This window comes from Streptomyces sp. B1I3, assembly GCF_030816615.1.
In the GTDB taxonomy this organism is placed as follows: Bacteria; Actinomycetota; Actinomycetes; order Streptomycetales; family Streptomycetaceae; genus Streptomyces.
The window spans coordinates 2,354,520-2,370,980 of the sequence record NZ_JAUSYD010000001.1 but is presented as its reverse complement, the minus strand read 5'-3'; the positions used below and the strand labels follow the sequence as shown (position 1 = coordinate 2,370,980).

15 protein-coding genes are annotated in these 16,461 nt (G+C 71.8%); 12 read left to right on the top strand and 3 right to left on the bottom strand.

Annotated features, from left to right (window positions below; translation table 11 throughout):
- The first annotated feature begins 133 nt into the window (after positions 1-133).
- The 11 genes from QFZ58_RS10685 to QFZ58_RS10635 all read left to right on the top strand — a co-directional run bounded on the left by QFZ58_RS10685 (position 134) and on the right by QFZ58_RS10635 (position 13,684).
- Positions 134-1,579, top strand: coding sequence for an aldehyde dehydrogenase family protein (locus tag QFZ58_RS10685; protein ID WP_307124697.1), 1,446 nt, complete (start codon positions 134-136; stop codon positions 1,577-1,579).
- A 185-nt stretch (positions 1,580-1,764) separates the two neighbouring features.
- Positions 1,765-3,711 carry an acyl-CoA dehydrogenase family protein gene (locus tag QFZ58_RS10680; RefSeq protein ID WP_307124696.1) on the top strand — a complete coding sequence of 649 codons (1,947 nt, stop codon included), beginning with the start codon at positions 1,765-1,767 and terminating at the stop codon, positions 3,709-3,711.
- 79 nt (positions 3,712-3,790) lie between these two features.
- Complete coding sequence (gene aroA, locus QFZ58_RS10675) at positions 3,791-5,029, top strand: 3-phosphoshikimate 1-carboxyvinyltransferase (protein WP_307124695.1); 1,239 nt, start codon at positions 3,791-3,793, stop codon at positions 5,027-5,029.
- A 54-nt stretch (positions 5,030-5,083) separates the two neighbouring features.
- Positions 5,084-5,716, top strand: a complete 633-nt coding sequence (locus QFZ58_RS10670; protein WP_307124694.1) for a hypothetical protein — start codon at positions 5,084-5,086, stop codon at positions 5,714-5,716.
- 37 nt (positions 5,717-5,753) lie between these two features.
- A complete protein-coding gene (locus tag QFZ58_RS10665; RefSeq protein ID WP_307124693.1) occupies positions 5,754-6,248 on the top strand; it encodes a nucleotidyltransferase domain-containing protein in 495 nt (164 codons plus the stop codon).
- A 147-nt stretch (positions 6,249-6,395) separates the two neighbouring features.
- Complete coding sequence (gene dxr, locus QFZ58_RS10660) at positions 6,396-7,658, top strand: 1-deoxy-D-xylulose-5-phosphate reductoisomerase (RefSeq protein WP_307124692.1); 1,263 nt, start codon at positions 6,396-6,398, stop codon at positions 7,656-7,658.
- On the top strand, positions 7,655-8,965 hold the full coding sequence (locus QFZ58_RS10655; RefSeq protein ID WP_307124691.1) for an RIP metalloprotease: 1,311 nt from the start codon (positions 7,655-7,657) through the stop codon (positions 8,963-8,965). The genes dxr and QFZ58_RS10655 overlap by 4 nt, the downstream gene beginning before the upstream one ends.
- Before the next feature lie 190 nt (positions 8,966-9,155).
- Positions 9,156-10,313: a flavodoxin-dependent (E)-4-hydroxy-3-methylbut-2-enyl-diphosphate synthase gene (ispG, locus tag QFZ58_RS10650; protein WP_307124690.1), complete on the top strand. Its 1,158-nt coding sequence runs from the start codon at positions 9,156-9,158 to the stop codon at positions 10,311-10,313.
- Between the two features lie 148 nt (positions 10,314-10,461).
- Positions 10,462-11,307 carry a DUF4081 domain-containing GNAT family N-acetyltransferase gene (locus QFZ58_RS10645; protein ID WP_307124689.1) on the top strand — a complete coding sequence of 282 codons (846 nt, stop codon included), beginning with the start codon at positions 10,462-10,464 and terminating at the stop codon, positions 11,305-11,307.
- 29 nt (positions 11,308-11,336) lie between these two features.
- Complete coding sequence (locus QFZ58_RS10640; RefSeq protein ID WP_307124688.1) at positions 11,337-11,909, top strand: GNAT family N-acetyltransferase; 573 nt, start codon at positions 11,337-11,339, stop codon at positions 11,907-11,909.
- 74 nt (positions 11,910-11,983) lie between these two features.
- Positions 11,984-13,684, top strand: coding sequence for a proline--tRNA ligase (locus QFZ58_RS10635; protein ID WP_307124687.1), 1,701 nt, complete (start codon positions 11,984-11,986; stop codon positions 13,682-13,684).
- 64 nt (positions 13,685-13,748) lie between these two features.
- Here the strand turns inward: QFZ58_RS10635 and QFZ58_RS10630 are convergent, their stop codons facing one another.
- The 3 genes from QFZ58_RS10630 to QFZ58_RS10620 are packed head-to-tail and all read right to left on the bottom strand — an operon-like array spanning position 13,749 to position 15,791.
- Positions 13,749-14,669 (bottom strand): aminoglycoside phosphotransferase family protein, encoded by a 921-nt coding sequence (locus QFZ58_RS10630; RefSeq protein WP_307124686.1) that lies wholly within the window; start codon positions 14,667-14,669, stop codon positions 13,749-13,751.
- A 28-nt stretch (positions 14,670-14,697) separates the two neighbouring features.
- The gene (locus tag QFZ58_RS10625) at positions 14,698-15,243 is read right to left on the bottom strand and encodes a ferritin-like domain-containing protein (RefSeq protein WP_307124685.1); all 546 of its coding nucleotides are present in this window, start codon (positions 15,241-15,243) and stop codon (positions 14,698-14,700) included.
- Positions 15,240-15,791 (bottom strand): hypothetical protein, encoded by a 552-nt coding sequence (locus QFZ58_RS10620; RefSeq protein WP_307124684.1) that lies wholly within the window; start codon positions 15,789-15,791, stop codon positions 15,240-15,242. Before QFZ58_RS10620 ends, QFZ58_RS10625 begins: the two co-directional genes overlap by 4 nt.
- A gap of 171 nt (positions 15,792-15,962) precedes the next feature.
- Between QFZ58_RS10620 and rimP the strand changes: the two genes are divergently transcribed.
- Positions 15,963-16,460: a ribosome maturation factor RimP gene (gene rimP / locus QFZ58_RS10615; protein ID WP_307124683.1), complete on the top strand. Its 498-nt coding sequence runs from the start codon at positions 15,963-15,965 to the stop codon at positions 16,458-16,460.
- Position 16,461: the final 1 nt, after the last annotated feature.

Sequence of the window (16,461 nt, the reverse complement as noted above, 5' to 3'; positions counted from 1 at the left end):
GCGGCGCATCGGACCCGTGCTCCGCTCCACACCGGACAAACGTCATCCGTGCCCGGTCCACCTACCGTGGGCCCGAGGGCTCCTCCGTGGTGCCCGCGATCCTCGTTCACCACCCCGAAGGGCCGGAACCACCATGACTTCCACCCACGCCTTCTGGCTCGCCGGCCGCCAGGCCACCGGCGAGGACAGCTTCGACGTCACCAACCCCTGGGACGGCCGTCTCGTCGGCACGGTCTCCGTGCCGACCGACGCCCAGACCGAGGAGGCCGTCGCCGCCGCGTACGCGGTGCGCGAGGAGTTCGCCGCGACCCCGGCGCACGTGCGCGCAGCCGCGCTCGACCACGTCGTGCGACGGCTCGCGGAGCGCACCGAGGAGATCGCCCAGCTGATCTCCGCGGAGAACGGCAAGCCCATCAAGTGGGCGCGCGGCGAGGTCGGCCGCGCCGTCTCCGTCTTCCGGTTCGCCGCCGAGGAGGCCCGCCGCTTCAACGGCGGCGACGCCCAGCGGCTGGACACGGACGCCGGAGGCACCGGCCGCCTCGGGCTGACCCGGCGTTTCCCGCGCGGGCCCGTCCTCGGAATCGCCCCCTTCAACTTCCCGCTCAACCTGAGCGCCCACAAGGTGGCCCCGGCCATCGCCGTCGGCGCGCCGATCATCCTCAAGCCGGCGCCGGCCACCCCGATCTCGGCCCTGATCCTGGGCGAACTGCTGGCCGAGACCGACCTTCCGGCCGGCTCCTGGTCCGTCCTGACCGTTCCCAACGACCGGATGCCCGCCCTCGTCCGTGACGAGCGACTGCCGGTGATCTCCTTCACCGGCTCCGGGCCGGTCGGCTACTCGATCATGGAGTCGGTGCCGCGCAAGCACTGCACCCTGGAGCTGGGCGGCAACGGCGCGGCAGTCGTCCTCGGCGACTACTCATCGGAGGAGGACCTGGACTGGGCCGCGACCCGCATCGCGACCTTCTCCAACTACCAGGGCGGCCAGTCCTGCATCTCCGTGCAGCGGGTCATCGCCGACGCCTCCGTGTACGACCGGCTCGTCCCGAAGATCGTCGCGGCCGTCGAGGCCCTGGTGACGGGCGACCCCTCCGACGCGGCCACCGACGTCGGCCCGCTGGTCAGCGAGGACGCCGCCCGCCGTGTCGAGTCCTGGGTCGACGAGGCCGTGGCGGGCGGTGCCGAGCTGCTCACCGGCGGCCGGCGCGACGGGGCCACGTACGCCCCGACGGTCCTCGCCGATCTCCCCGGTACGGCGAAGATCGCCTGCGAAGAGGTCTTCGGCCCGGTCATGTACGTACAGAAGGCCGACGGGGAGGCAGAGGCGTTCGCCGCCGTCAACGACTCCCCCTACGGCCTGCAGGCGGGCGTCTTCACCCACGACCTGCAGACCGCGTTCCGCGCCCACCGCGCCCTGGAGGTCGGCGGCGTGGTCATCGGTGACGTCCCCTCCTACCGCGCCGACCAGATGCCCTACGGCGGCGCCAAGCAGTCGGGCGTGGGCCGCGAGGGCGTGCGCTACGCGATGGACGACTACACCTACGAGCGGGTGCTGGTCCTCACTGGCCTGGCCCTGTAGGCCGGCCCCGGGGAACGAGACGGCCGGAGCCCGCTGTGCGGGGGCTCCGGCCGTCTCCGCAGGCCGCCGGGAGGCCGTCGCAGGGTGGTGGGGGTGGCGTGGATCGGGTAGATACGGACACGTGGTACCGATCGGCACGCGTACGGCCCGACCCATACCCCGACTCGCGGCGAGGTGAGCTCCTCATGTCCGCCCCATCCGACATCCCGCAGGCCCCGAAAGTCACCGAGCGTGAAGCACGGCAGGTGGCCGAGGCCGCCCGCGAACAGGACTGGCGCAAGCCGAGTTTCGCCAAGGAACTCTTCCTCGGACGCTTCCGGCTCGACCTGATCCACCCCCATCCCGCGCCCGCCGCGGACGACGTACGGCGCGGCGAGGCCTTCCTCGCCCGGCTGCGCGACTTCTGCGAGACGCGGGTCGACGGCGCCCTCATCGAGCGCGAGGCCAGGATCCCCGACGAGGTGGTGAACGGCCTCAAGGAGCTCGGCGCGCTCGGCATGAAGATCGAGACCAGGTACGGAGGCCTGGGGCTGACCCAGGTCTACTACAACAAGGCGCTGGCACTGGCCGGTTCCGCCAGCCCCTCGATCGGCGCGCTGCTCTCCGCCCACCAGTCCATCGGCGTACCGCAGCCGCTGAAGATGTTCGGCACCCAGGAGCAGAAGGACGCCTTCCTGCCCCGTCTGGCCCGTACCGACATCTCGGCCTTCCTCCTCACCGAGCCCGACGTCGGCTCCGACCCGGCCAGGCTCGCGACCGCGGCCGTGCCCGACGGCGACGAGTACGTCCTGGACGGCGTGAAGCTCTGGACCACCAACGGCGTCGTCGCCGACCTGCTCGTCGTCATGGCCCGGGTCCCCGAGTCCGAGGGGCACAAGGGCGGCATCACGGCCTTCGTCGTCGAGGCGGACTCGCCGGGCATCACGGTGGAGCACCGCAACGCCTTCATGGGCCTGCGCGGCATCGAGAACGGCGTGACCCGCTTCCACGGGGTCCGGGTGCCCGCCGCCAACCGGATCGGCCCCGAGGGCGCCGGTCTCAAGATCGCCCTCACCACGCTCAACACCGGCCGCCTCTCGCTGCCGGCCATGTGCGTGGGCGTCGGGAAGTGGTCCCTGAAGATCGCCCGCGAATGGTCGGCGGCGCGCGAGCAGTGGGGCAGGCCGGTCGCCCGGCACGAGGCGGTCGGCGCCAAGATCTCCTTCATCGCCGCCACCACCTTCGCCCTGGAGGCGGTCGTCGACCTCTCCTCGCAGATGGCCGACGAGAACCGCAACGACATCCGCATCGAGGCGGCCCTCGCCAAGCTGTACGGCTCCGAGATGGGCTGGCTGATCTCCGACGAGCTCGTCCAGATCCGTGGCGGCCGCGGCTTCGAGACCGCCGCCTCCCTCGCGGCCCGCGGTGAACGCGCCGTCCCCGCCGAGCAGATGCTCCGCGACATGAGGATCAACCGGATCTTCGAGGGCTCCACGGAGATCATGCACCTGCTGATCGCCCGCGAGGCCGTCGACGCCCACCTCAAGGTCGCCGGTGACATCATCGACCCCGACAAACCGTTCTCCGACAAGGCGAAGGCGGGCGCCAACGCCGCCGGGTTCTACGCCCGCTGGCTCCCGAAGCTGGTCAGCGGTCCGGGCCAGATCCCCAGCTCCTACGGCGAGTTCCGCGTCCCCGGGCACCCCGACCTCTCCGCCCACCTGCGCTACGTCGAACGCTCGGCCCGCAAGCTGGCCCGCTCCACCTTCTACGCCATGTCCCGGTGGCAGGGCCGCATGGAGACGAAGCAGAACTTCCTCGGCCGGATCGTCGACATCGGCGCCGAACTCTTCGCCATGAGCGCCGCCTGCGTCCGGGCCGAGCACCTGCGGGCGGGCGGCGACCACGGCCGCGAGGCCTACCAGCTCGCCGACGTCTTCTGCCGGCAGGCCCGCGTCCGTGTCGAGGAGCTCTTCACCCGGCTGTGGTCCAACACCGACGACATCGACCGGCGCGTGGTCGACGGAGTGCTGTCGGGGACCTACACCTGGCTCGAGGAGGGCGTCATCGACCCCAGCGGCGAAGGCCCCTGGATCGCCGACGCCACCCCGGGCCCGGCCGCCGGGGAGAACGTCCACCGCCCGATCCGCTGAAAGCGGCCGCCCCGCGGGGCGCGTCCAGGCAGTGGACGCGCCCCGCGGGCACGCCCGCCGCACGGCAGGATGGACGCCCGTGACCGTCATCCACGTCCCCGGCTCCAAGTCCGTCACCGCCCGCGCCCTGTTCCTGGCCGCCGCGGCGGACGGCACCACCACCCTCCTGCGGCCCCTGCACTCGGACGACACCGAGGGGTTCACCGAAGGCCTGACCCGCCTCGGGTACGGAGTGACACGCGAAGCCGACCGCTGGCACATCGAGGGGCGCCCCGCCGGACCCGCCGTCGCCGAGGCCGAGGTCCACTGCCGGGACGGGGCCACCACCGCCCGTTTCCTGCCGACGCTCGCCGCCGCCGCGGCCACCGGCAGCTACCGCTTCGACGCCTCCGCACAGATGCGCCGCCGTCCCCTCGCCCCGCTCACGGAGGCCCTGCGCGCCCTCGGCGTCGACCTCCGTCACGAGGGAGCCGAGGGCCACCACCCGCTGCGCATCGAGGCGTCCGGCGTGAAGGGCGGCGAACTCACCCTGGACGCGGGGGAGTCGTCCCAGTACCTCACCGCGCTGCTCATGCTCGGCCCGCTCACCGCCGAGGGACTCCGGATCGACGTCACGGAGCTCGTCTCGGCGCCGTACATCGAGATCACCCTCGCGATGATGCGAAGCTTCGGCGTCGAGGTCGCCCGGGAGGGGAACACCTTCACCGTCCCACCCACCGGCTACCGCGCCACCACGTACGCCGTGGAGCCCGACGCGTCCACGGCCTCGTACTTCTTCGCGGCGGCCGCCCTCACCGGCCGCGAGGTCACCGTCCCCGGCCTCGGCACCGGCGCGCTCCAGGGCGACCTGCGCTTCACCGACGTGCTGCGCCGCATGGGAGCGGAGGTCAGCACCACGGCCGAGGCCACGACCGTGCGGTCCACCGGCAGGCTCTCGGGCCTGACGGTCAACATGCGCGACATCTCCGACACGATGCCCACGCTCGCCGCGATCGCGCCGTTCGCCTCCTCGCCGGTACGGATCGAGGACGTCGCCAACACCCGGGTGAAGGAGTGCGACCGCCTGGAGGCCTGCGCCGAGAACCTGAGGAACATGGGCATCACCGTGCACACCGGACCCGACTGGATCGAGATCCACCCCGGCACTCCGCGCCCCACCGAGATCGCCACGCACGGCGACCACCGCATCGTCATGTCGTTCGCGGTCGCGGGGCTGCGCACGCCCGGGACGAGCTACGACGACCCAGGCTGCGTCCGCAAGACGTTCCCGCACTTCCACGAGGAGTTCGCGCGGTTCGCGGTGGACAGCACCGGATAGGGTTTCCCGGCCCCCTTCGTCTCCGGTCGTCTCCGGTCACTCCCGGGAGAACTCGTGGTCACACCGTCCCCGCCGCCGTACGCCCATGGCTACGGCGCGCCGCTCGCCTGTGGGATCTGCGGCGCGATCCCCGCCGTCCACGCCGTCGTGCGCGGCCACCGCGGGCTCGTCGTCACCCTGCGCTTCCTGACGGAGGAGGGGGCGTTCTGCCGGACCTGCGGGACCGCCACCTACCGCAGGATGACCTCGGACACCCTGTGGCAGGGGTGGTGGGGCCTGCTGTCCGTGTTCGCCGCCCCGGTCACCCTCCTCCTGAACCTCGGGGCCCGCTCCCGGATCCGCTCCCTGCCGCACCCGGTGGGCAACCTGCGGCCCCCGCTCGCGCCGGGCCGCCCGGTCCTGCTCCGGCTGCCCGCGCTCGCCGTCATGACGGCCCTGGTCATCGGCCTCGGGGTGGTGGCCGTGCCGAAGCTGGTTCCGGCGGAGCAGGCCACCTTCACCGCCGGTGACTGCGGGCGCAACAGGGCCCAGTGGCCGGAACAGGACCTGGAAGTGGTCGGCTGCAGCTCGAAGGAGGCGGAGTTCTGGATCTCGGACCGCGAACGCTGCTGGGGCAAGGACTGGCTGCTGCACCTGGACTACAGCCCCGAGAACAGGCAGTTGTGCGCCCACCCCATGGAGAAATGACGAGCGCCCGGCCGGGGCGCGGCCTACGCTCGCCCGCATGATGTCCGCGAGCGATGTCCTGGCCGTCCTGTCCCTGCTGCGCGGAGCCGGTGCCGAGGTGGCCCTCGCGGGGGGCTGGGGCATTGACGCCCTCCTCGGCGAGGAGACCCGCGAGCACCGCGATCTCGATCTCCTGCACGACCGGGAACAGGAGAGCACCGTCGTGGCGGCCCTGGCAGCGGCCGGGTACACCGAGACACTGGATCAGCGCCCGGTACGCTTCGTGCTCAGTCGTCCCTCCGGGCTCGACATCGACCTGCACCCTCTGGGGTTCGCCGCCGACGGGTCGGCCGTCCAGTCCTCGTTCGACCCCGCCGAGCCCTTCCGCTACCCCGCCTCCTGCTTCGTCACCGGCACCATCGGGACGACCACCGTGCGCTGCATCTCGGCCGAGCAGCAGGCGCTGTTCCACCAGGGCTACGAACCGGCCGAGCGCGATGTGCGCGACATGGAGCGCCTGAGGCTGAAGTTCGGCATCGACGCGGGCCTCTGACGCCCGGACGCCGGACGATCGGAACCCGGCCGTGATCGGGCACCGGCTCCGCGCCGCCGCCCGGCGGCCGAAATCCGTGCCTGCCCCTCATCCACTGTGCGCGGGGACGGGGACGCCCTGTCCTCGCGCACAGCGGATGCGGCAACAATGGGGGGCATGAGCGACAGCCCCGCACCCCTCGCCGACCCGCATCTCGTCTTCGACGCCGCGGCAGGCCGCCGGGATCTGGTGATCCTCGGCTCCACCGGGTCCATCGGCACCCAGGCCATCGACCTGGTGCTGCGCAACCCCGACCGCTTCCGCGTCACCGCGCTCTCCGCCGCGGGCGGCCGGGTCGCACTCCTCGCCGAGCAGGCGCGCCGGCTGCGGGTGCGTACCGTCGCGGTCGCCGACGCGGACAAGGCGCCGGCCCTGCGCGAGGCACTGCGGGAGAACTACGGAGCGGGGGAGCCGCTCCCCACCGTCCTGGCCGGCCCCGACGCCGCCGCGGAGCTCGCCGCGAGCGACTGCCACACCGTGCTGAACGGGATCACCGGCTCGATCGGCCTCGCCCCCACGCTCGCCGCGCTGAAGGCGGGCCGCACGCTCGCCCTCGCCAACAAGGAGTCACTGATCGTCGGCGGCCCGCTGGTGAAGGCCCTGGCCGCCCCCGGGCAGATCATTCCGGTGGACTCCGAGCACGCCGCGCTTTTCCAGGCGCTCGCCGCCGGCAAGCGCGCCGACGTGCGCAGGCTCGTCGTGACCGCGTCCGGCGGGCCGTTCCGCGGACGCACCAGGAGCGAGCTGGCCGACGTGACCCGTGAGCAGGCGCTGGCGCACCCGACCTGGGCCATGGGCCCGGTCATCACGGTCAACTCGGCCACGCTCGTCAACAAGGGCCTGGAAGTCATCGAGGCGCACCTCCTCTACGACATCCCGTTCGACCGCATCGAGGTCGTGGTCCACCCCCAGTCCTACGTTCACTCGATGGTGGAGTTCACCGACGGATCCACCCTCGCCCAGGCGACCCCGCCCGACATGCGGGGCCCCATCGCCATCGGTCTCGGCTGGCCCGAACGGGTCCCGGACGCGGCCCCCGCCTTCGACTGGACGACGGCCTCGAGCTGGGACTTCTTCCCCCTGGACACCGAGGCCTTCCCCTCCGTCGGGCTCGCCCGGCACGTCGGCACACTGGGCGGCACCGCGCCGGCGGTGTTCAATGCCGCCAACGAGGAGTGTGTGGAGGCGTTCCTGGCGGGACGGCTGCCCTTCAACGGAATCATGGATACGGTCACCGCAGTGGTGGCCGAACACGGCACCCCTGCCACGGGAACTTCACTGACGGTCGCGGACGTCCTCGAGGCGGAGACCTGGGCCCGGTCCCGGGCCCGGGAGCTCTCGGCGGCAGCGACAGCGGAGGCGCACGCATGAGTATGACGACGATCCTGATGACGATCCTGGGGATCGCCATCTTCGCCGTGGGTCTGCTGTTCTCGATCGCCTGGCACGAACTGGGCCACCTGTCGACGGCCAAGCTCTTCGGCATCCGGGTGCCGCAGTACATGGTCGGCTTCGGGCCGACCGTCTGGTCGCGCAAGAAGGGCGACACCGAGTACGGCATCAAGGCCATCCCCGCGGGCGGCTACATCCGCATGATCGGCATGTTCCCCCCGGGACCCGACGGACGGCTCGAAGCCCGCTCCACCTCGCCGTGGCGCGGCATGATCGAGGACGCCAGGTCCGCCGCCTTCGAGGAGCTCCAGCCGGGCGACGAGTCGCGCCTCTTCTACACGCGCAAGCCGTGGAAGCGCGTGATCGTGATGTTCGCCGGGCCCTTCATGAACCTGGTCCTCGCCGTCGCGATCTTCATGGGCGTGGCGATGACCTTCGGTTTCCAGACCCAGACCACGGAGGTCGCGGGCGTCCAGCAGTGCGTGATCGACCAGAGCGAGGACCGCGACACCTGCAAGGCGTCCGACCCGGTCTCGCCGGCCAAGGCGGCGGGGCTCCGGGAGGGCGACACGATCGTCGCCTTCGACGGCCGGAAGATCGACGACTGGTCCACCCTCTCGGACAGGATCCGGAAGACCATCGGCCCCGCCACCATCACCGTGGAGCGCGACGGCCGGGAACAGACCCTGAACGCCGTGCTCCAGAAGAACGCCGTCGCCGAGAAGGACGCCGACGGCGAGATCGTGCCCGACAAGTACGTCGAGGCCGGCTATCTGGGCTTCGCCGCCAAGACCGAGATCCTGCCGCTCTCCTTCGGCGACTCGGTCGTCCGCATGGGCGACATGATCGAGAACGGCGTCGACTCGATCATCGCCCTGCCCTCCAAGATCCCCGACCTGTGGAACGCGGCGTTCAGCGACGGGGAGCGCGCCGACGACTCACCGGTGGGTGTGGTCGGCGCGGCCAGGATCGGCGGAGAGGTGATGAACCTCGACGTCCCGGCCCAGAACCAGATCGCGATGATGCTGTTCCTGCTGGCGGGCTTCAACCTGTCGCTGTTCCTCTTCAACATGCTGCCCCTCCTGCCGCTGGACGGCGGACACATCGCGGGCGCGCTCTGGGAATCCCTGCGCCGCACCGTGGCCCGGGTCTTCCGCCGCCCCGACCCCGGCCCGTTCGACGTGGCCAAGCTGATGCCGGTCGCCTACGTCGTCGCCGGTGTCTTCATCTGCTTCACGCTGCTCGTGCTGGTCGCCGACATCGTGAACCCGGTGAAGATCAGCTGACGCCTCACACGTCTCACGCGCCTCACGGAGAGCGGCCGGTCACCCGGGTGGTGCCCGGCCGCCCTCGGTCGGGGGGTTTCGGCGACGGGGTGCGCCCGGTTTTCCTCCGGTGCCGTAACCTCGAAGCCTGGAGTCCGCCGTTCTCGGGACCTCGATCCACACCGATCCACACCTTGGGGATGCTCAGCGCATGACTGCGATTTCTCTCGGAATGCCGGCCGTTCCGACCAAGCTCGCCGACCGACGGGTCAGCCGTCAGATCCAGGTCGGGTCGGTGGCGGTCGGTGGGGACGCACCGGTGTCGGTGCAGTCGATGACGACGACGCGTACGTCGGACATCGGTGCGACGCTCCAGCAGATCGCGGAGCTGACGGCGTCGGGCTGCCAGATCGTGCGGGTGGCGTGCCCCACGCAGGATGACGCGGACGCGTTGGCGACGATCGCGAAGAAGTCGCAGATCCCGGTGATCGCGGACATTCATTTCCAGCCGAAGTACGTGTTCGCGGCGATCGACGCCGGGTGTGCGGCGGTGCGGGTGAATCCGGGGAACATCAAGCAGTTCGACGACAAGGTCAAGGAGATCGCGAAGGCGGCGGGGGACGCCGGTACCCCGATCCGCATCGGGGTGAACGCGGGTTCGCTGGACGCGCGGCTGCTGAAGAAGTACGGCAAGGCGACGCCGGAGGCGCTGGTGGAGTCGGCGCTGTGGGAGGCGTCGCTGTTCGAGGAGCACGGGTTCCGGGACATCAAGATCTCGGTCAAGCACAACGACCCGGTCATCATGGTGAACGCCTACCGGCAGCTGGCCGCGCAGTCGGACTATCCGCTGCACCTGGGTGTGACGGAGGCGGGTCCGGCGTTCCAGGGGACGATCAAGTCGGCGGTGGCGTTCGGTGCGCTGCTGTCGGAGGGGATCGGGGACACGATCCGGGTCTCGCTGTCGGCTCCGCCGGTGGAGGAGGTCAAGGTCGGTCTGCAGATCCTGGAGGCGCTGAACCTGAAGCAGCGGCGTCTGGAGATCGTGTCGTGCCCCTCCTGCGGGCGGGCGCAGGTGGACGTGTACAAGCTGGCGGACCAGGTGAGTGCGGGTCTGGAGGGCATGGAGGTTCCGCTGCGGGTCGCCGTGATGGGCTGTGTGGTCAACGGCCCCGGTGAGGCGCGTGAGGCGGACCTCGGTGTGGCCTCGGGCAACGGCAAGGGACAGATCTTCGTGAAGGGCGAGGTCATCAAGACCGTCCCGGAGTCGAAGATCGTGGAGACCCTCATCGAGGAAGCCATGAAGATCGCCGAGCAGATGGAGAAGGACGGCATCGCCTCCGGCGAGCCCCAGGTCTCCATCGCCGGCTGACCCCCTTCTCGTCGGCCGTGCCCCGCCGGACCCCCGGGTTCCGCGGGGCACAGCCGTGTCCGAGGCCGGTTCCGCCCGCGCGGGCGGCGCCCCACGGCCGTGTTCGGTACAGTGCGGAAATCAGCAGACCATATGGTGAGGCCCCTTAGTGTTGACGCAGACCACTACCCGGGTCCTCGACCCCGGCGAGCTCCCCGCTGCGCTTGCCATCCTCGAGAGCGAGCCCGTGGACAACGCGTTCGTGACGTCCCGCGTCCAGATCGCCGGGCTCGACCCCTGGCGTCTGGGCGGCGAGATGTGGGGCTGGTACGCCGACGGACGGCTGACGTCGCTCTGTTACTCCGGGGCCAACCTCGTCCCCATCTGCGCCACCCCCGAAGCCGTCAGGGGCTTCGCCGACCGAGCCCGCCGGGCCGGCCGCCGCTGCTCCTCCATCGTCGGCCCGGCCGGCCCCACCTCCCAGCTGTGGCGCCTGCTCGAACCGAGCTGGGGCCCCGCCCGCGAGGTCCGGCCGCATCAGCCGCTCATGGTCACCGAGAGCCCCTCGGCCGAGGTGGCGCCCGACCCCCTCGTACGCCGTGTCCGCAAGGACGAGATGGACATCCTCATGCCCGCGTGCGTGGCCATGTTCACCGAGGAGGTCGGCATCTCCCCCCTGGCCGGTGACGGCGGGCTCCTCTACCAGGCGCGGGTCGCCGAACTGATCAGCTCCGGCCGCTCCTTCGCCCGCGTGGAGGACGGCAAGGTCGTCTTCAAGGCGGAGATCGGCGCCGCCACCTCCCGTGCCTGCCAGATCCAGGGTGTCTGGGTCGCCCCCGAACACCGCGGACGCGGACTCTCCGAGACCGGCATGGCGGCAGTCCTGCGGTACGCGCTGGCCGATGTGGCACCCGTCGTCAGTCTCTACGTGAACGACTACAACACCGCTGCACGCAGGGCCTACAGCCGTGTCGGCTTCCGGGAGACCGGTGCGTTCATGAGTGTGCTGTTCTGACCGGAGGGCGCGGCCAGTAGGGTTCCGGCATGGCAGCAGCAACCCCCGCATCCCCCAGCGGCTCCGGGGCCCCCGGCATCCTGGTCGGACCGCTCGACCTCGCCGCCCGTGTCGACGAGGCACTGGACGTGCAGGCACACGCCTTCGGCCTCACCCAGGACGAGATCGACGTGCGCCGCCATATCGTGCTCAGACACCTCGACCACCCACAAGCCCGCGCCCTCGGTGCCACCACCGCCGCCGGACGGCTCGTCGGGTTCGTCTACGGGCTGCCCAACGACCGTGCCCACTGGTGGTCCACCGTCGTCGAGCCGTATCTGCGTGCCACCGGCTCCCAGGACTGGCTCGACGAATCGTTCGTGATCACCGAACTCCACGTCCATCCCGAGTTCCAGCAGCGCGGCATCGGCCGCAGCCTGATCACCACCGTCACGGACGCCGTCGACCTGCCCCGGTCCATCCTGTCCGCGATCGACACGGACAGCCCCGCCCGCGGCCTCTACCGGGCACTCGGCTACCAGGACCTGGCCCGGCAGGTCCTCTTCCCCGGCGCTCCGAAGCCGTACGCGGTGATGGGCGCGCCCCTTCCGCTCCGCCACTGAGGGTTATGGATTTCCGCCCGCACGGGGCGCCCGGCTAACCTCGGGCGCATCACCCTTCCGAGCAGGAGTTCATCATGGCCCAGGTCCAGCGCATGTCCCGATTGATGATCAAGACACTGCGCGACGACCCGGCGGACGCCGAGACGCTCAACCACAAGCTCCTCGTCCGGGCCGGATACGTACGTCGCACCGCAGCCGGCATCTGGACCTGGCTCCCGCTCGGCAAGAAGGTCCTGGAGAACGTCACCCGCGTCGTCCGCGAGGAGATGGACGCCATCGGCGGCCAGGAGGTCCTGCTGCCCGCGCTGCTGCCCAAGGAGGCGTACGAGGCGAGCGGCCGCTACGACGAGTACGGCGACCTGCTCTTCAGGCTCAAGGACCGCAAGGGCAGCGACTACCTCCTCGGCCCCACCCACGAGGAGATCTTCACCCAGGTCGTCAAGGACATGTGCTCGTCCTACAAGGACCTGCCCGTGATCCTCTACCAGATCCAGACCAAGTACCGCGACGAGGCGCGCCCCCGCGCCGGTGTGCTGCGCGGCCGTGAGTTCCAGATGAAGGACTCGTACTCCTTCGACACCACGGACGAGGGCCTCGTCGAGGCGTACCAGCTGCACCGCGCCGCCTACATCCGGATCTTCGAGCGCCTCGGCCTCGACCACCGCATCGTCTCCGCCGTCTCCGGAGCCATGGGCGGCTCCGCCTCCGAGGAGTTCCTCGCCCCGGCGCCCGCCGGCGAGGACACCTTCGTCGACTGCCCGAACTGCGACTACGCCGCCAACACCGAGGCCGTCACCTTCACGGCGCCCCCCGCCGACGCCTCGACGGCCGGCGCCGTCGAGGAGCTGGACACCCCCGACACCCCCACCATCGAGAGCCTCGCGGCCCACCTCGGCGTCCCCGCCTCCGCCACCCTGAAGAACCTGCTGGTCAAGGTGGACGGCGAGATCGTGGCCGTGGGCGTGCCCGGCGACCGCGAGGTCGACCTCGGCAAGCTCGGCGAGCACCTCGCCCCGGCCGTCGTCGAGCTCGTGACCGCCGAGGACTTCGTGGGCCGCCCCGACCTCGTGCGCGGCTACGTCGGCCCGCAGGGCCTGGAGAAGGTCCGCTACATCGCCGACCCGCGCGTCGCCCCGGGCACCGCCTGGATCACCGGCGCCAACAAGGAGGGCACGCACGCGAAGAACGTCGTCGCGGGCCGGGACTTCGAGGTCGACGACTACCTCGACGTCGTCGTCGTCGAGGCGGGTGACCCCTGCCCCAAGTGCGGCACCGGTCTCCAGGTGGACCGCGCCATCGAGATCGGCCACATCTTCCAGCTCGGCCGCAAGTACGCCGACATCTTCTCCCTCGACGTCCTCGGCCAGCAGGGCAAGCCCGTCCGCGTCACGATGGGCTCGTACGGCATCGGTGTCTCGCGCGCGGTGGCCGCACTCGCCGAGCAGACCGCCGACGAGCAGGGTCTGTGCTGGCCCCGTGAGGTCGCGCCGGCCGACGTGCACGTCGTCGCCGCGGGCAAGGCGCTCCAGACTGAACTGGCCCTGGACGTGGCCGAGAAGCTGAATGCCGCCGGTGTCCGGGTCATGGTCGACGACCGGGCAGGCGTCTCGCCCGGTGTGAAGTTCACCGACGCCGAGCTGATCGGCATCCCGAAGATCCTCGTCGCCGGCCGCCGCTCCGCCGAGGGCGTCCTGGAGCTGAAGGACCGTCGCACGGGCGAGCGTGAGGAGCTCACCGTCGACGAGGCGATCGCCCGCCTGCGCGACCAGGGCTGAGACAACACCGAGGAGGCCCCCCACGCGAGCGCGTGGGGGGCCTCCTCGCTGCCGTGTGCGGGCGCTACAGCCAGCCCGCGAACTCCAGGGCCACCTCGCCGTCCTGGCGCCGCCCCGCCGCCAGCGCACGGGTCCCGGACTCCACGGCCCGGAAGAGCGTCCAGCCGCGCAGCCGCCCCTGGTCCACCTCCAGGGAGTCCGCGAGCTTCCTGATCCGGCGACGGGCAGTCGCCGCCCCGCCGGGCGAGGCGATGAGGTCCTCGACCCGGTCACGCACCAGCCGCGCCAAGTCGTACGCCCGCTCGCCGACCAGCGGCTCCGGGCCGACCGCGAGCCACGGCGCCCGCTCACCGGACAGAACCTTGCTCTGGCGGAAGTTGCCGTGCAGCAACAGGAGTTCGGGGGCGTGCGCGACCAGTTCCCCGCGCGCCGCCAGCGCCGCGGAGACCAGCGGCTCCAGCGCCGGATCCGCCGCGGCGGCGGCCCTCATCGGCTCCGCCTGCCGGCCTGTGCGTGCCTCGACGCTCTCGTAGGGATGGCCGTCCGCCGGTTCGACCCACAGCCGCCGCACCGTGCCCGCCGCCTCCAGCAACGCCTTCGCGTCGGGAAGGGAGCGCAGGGACACCTCGTGGTGCAGCCGTTCCAGCAGCAGGGCGCCCTCGGGTACCGCTCCGTCCCCGGGTGCCAGGAGCCGCACCGCGCCCCAGCCGTCCCACTGGGCGAGAGCCGCCCGCTCCAGGGCGGGCGCGGCACCGGCGGGCGCGATCTTCAGTACGGCGGGCGTGCCGTCCTGGCGGCGCACCAGGAGGACGAGGCTGCTGCGTCCGCCGGGAGCGACCACGCGCTCCGGGGAGACGTCGTGTCCCGTTGCGGACAACGCCTCATCCGTGAGCGCGGGGAGCCGGTCCAGCCAGTCGGCGGCGGCCGTGTCCCCGTACGTCTCGCCGAGCGCCCGCACCAGACGCTGCGGCGGTTCGAAACCCATACGTGCCTTGTTCCCTTTCAGAAGGAGTTCACGGCGCGACGCCCGCGGCGCCTGCCTCCGCCGTGGTGTCGGGCGGGTGTGCCCCGGCCTTCTCGGTGAGCCCGGGAAAGGCTACGCCGGTGCCGCGCCAGCGGACGGCACGCACGGCGGCTTCGCGCAGTGCCCCCGCGGCCTCCTGCCGCAGCGGGCCCCGGGCGGCCCGTACGAGGTCGGAGTAGACGCCCGCGACCCGGTCCTCCAGCACGGCGGCGAGCCGCATCGCGCTCGCCGGGTCGCTCACCGCGAACGGCAGAGCGTACGCCGCGTCCGCCGCCACCGGCCTGCCACCCAGGTCGCCCACCGTCCGCACCAGCGCGTCACGCCGCGCCCGGTGCCCGGCGTGGGCGGCAGCCGCGTCGGTGCGCCGGCTGCCCTCCAGGCGGCCGCCCAGCGCCCCGTAGCCGTACACCGCCGCGTGTTCGGCGGCGAGTGCGGCCTGGGCTGCCCGCAGCGTGCCCGGCGCGTCGTCCTGTCCGGCCTCTTCCTGGGGGGCCAGGACCTGCCGGGCCTCCACCCGTGCGGCCGCTTGCGTCATGACGAGGTCTCCTTGGCCAGCTCGGTCAGCAGGTACGCGTGGGCCGCCCCGGCGGCGGCGACCGAGGCCAGCAGCCGGGCCAGCTCCGGTTCGGCGTCCAGCAGCGCCCTGGCGCGCTCGTCGGCCAGCCGTCGCTCCTCGGCGGCCAGCTCCTTGAGTGCCGTTGCCGCTTCGGCGGCGGGTGCCGGGGACGCGGCCGGGGGGAGGGGGGACGCGGACCGGGGCGTGGGGGCCGGGCCCTTCGCGGGTGCGCCCAGCGCCGCCGCGTGCTCCCGCACGGCGGCGCGCAGCGGTGCGAGTCCGGCCGCCGTCACGGGGTGGGCGGACGCGGTCCGTTCGTACCGGGCGAGCAGCACGGTGCTGGCGCGGGCGGCAGCGGCCCGTAGTGCCTTCTGGGTACGCCGTGAAGTCGTCCGGGCGTCGGCCCCGGCCGGATCCCGCCGTGTTCCCGCCTCGTCACCGTCCCCGCAGCCGGTCAGTGCCGCGCCCAGTGCGAGCGCCCCCGTCGCCGTCAGCGCACCCCTGCGCGTCGTCCCCGTGCGCCGCACTTGTCTCCTTCGGGCTACTTTATGACAGTTTCTGTCTTGAAGTGATCACCGTTGGTGAGCGTACCCGCGACCGGGCGGGAGGCGGACGGCAACACCCCTGGGGACCGGATACCCTTTGACCTGACACGCGACGATCCCCACAACAGCACACGCGGCCGAGGAGTCACCCGGATGAGCACCACCGAGAGCGAGAGGCTGCGCGGGCTGCTCGAACCGCTCGTCAGCGCCAAGGAGCTGGACCTCGAGGAGATCGAGGTCTCCCGGGCAGGCCGCCGCCGGGTGCTGCGGGTCGTCGTGGACTCGGAGGACGGCGTGGAGCTGGACGCCTGCGCCGAGCTGAGCCGCACGATCTCCCAGACGCTCGACGAGACCGACGCGATGGGCGAGGGCGAGTACGTCCTCGAAGTGAGCTCTCCGGGCGCCGACCGCCCGTTGACCGAGCACCGCCATTACGTACGGGCCGTCGGCCGGCTGGCCAGGCTGACCCTCCACGACGGCGGCGAGCTGGTGGCGCGCATCGTCGAGACCGACGACGAGGGGCTGGACCTCGAGGTGCCGGGCGTCAAGGGCCGCAAGCCCACGGCGCGCCGTGTGGCCTTCGACGAGATCGCCAAGGCCCGCGTGGAGATCGAATTCAACCGCAAGGACAAGAAGGAAGAGGAGGCGTAGC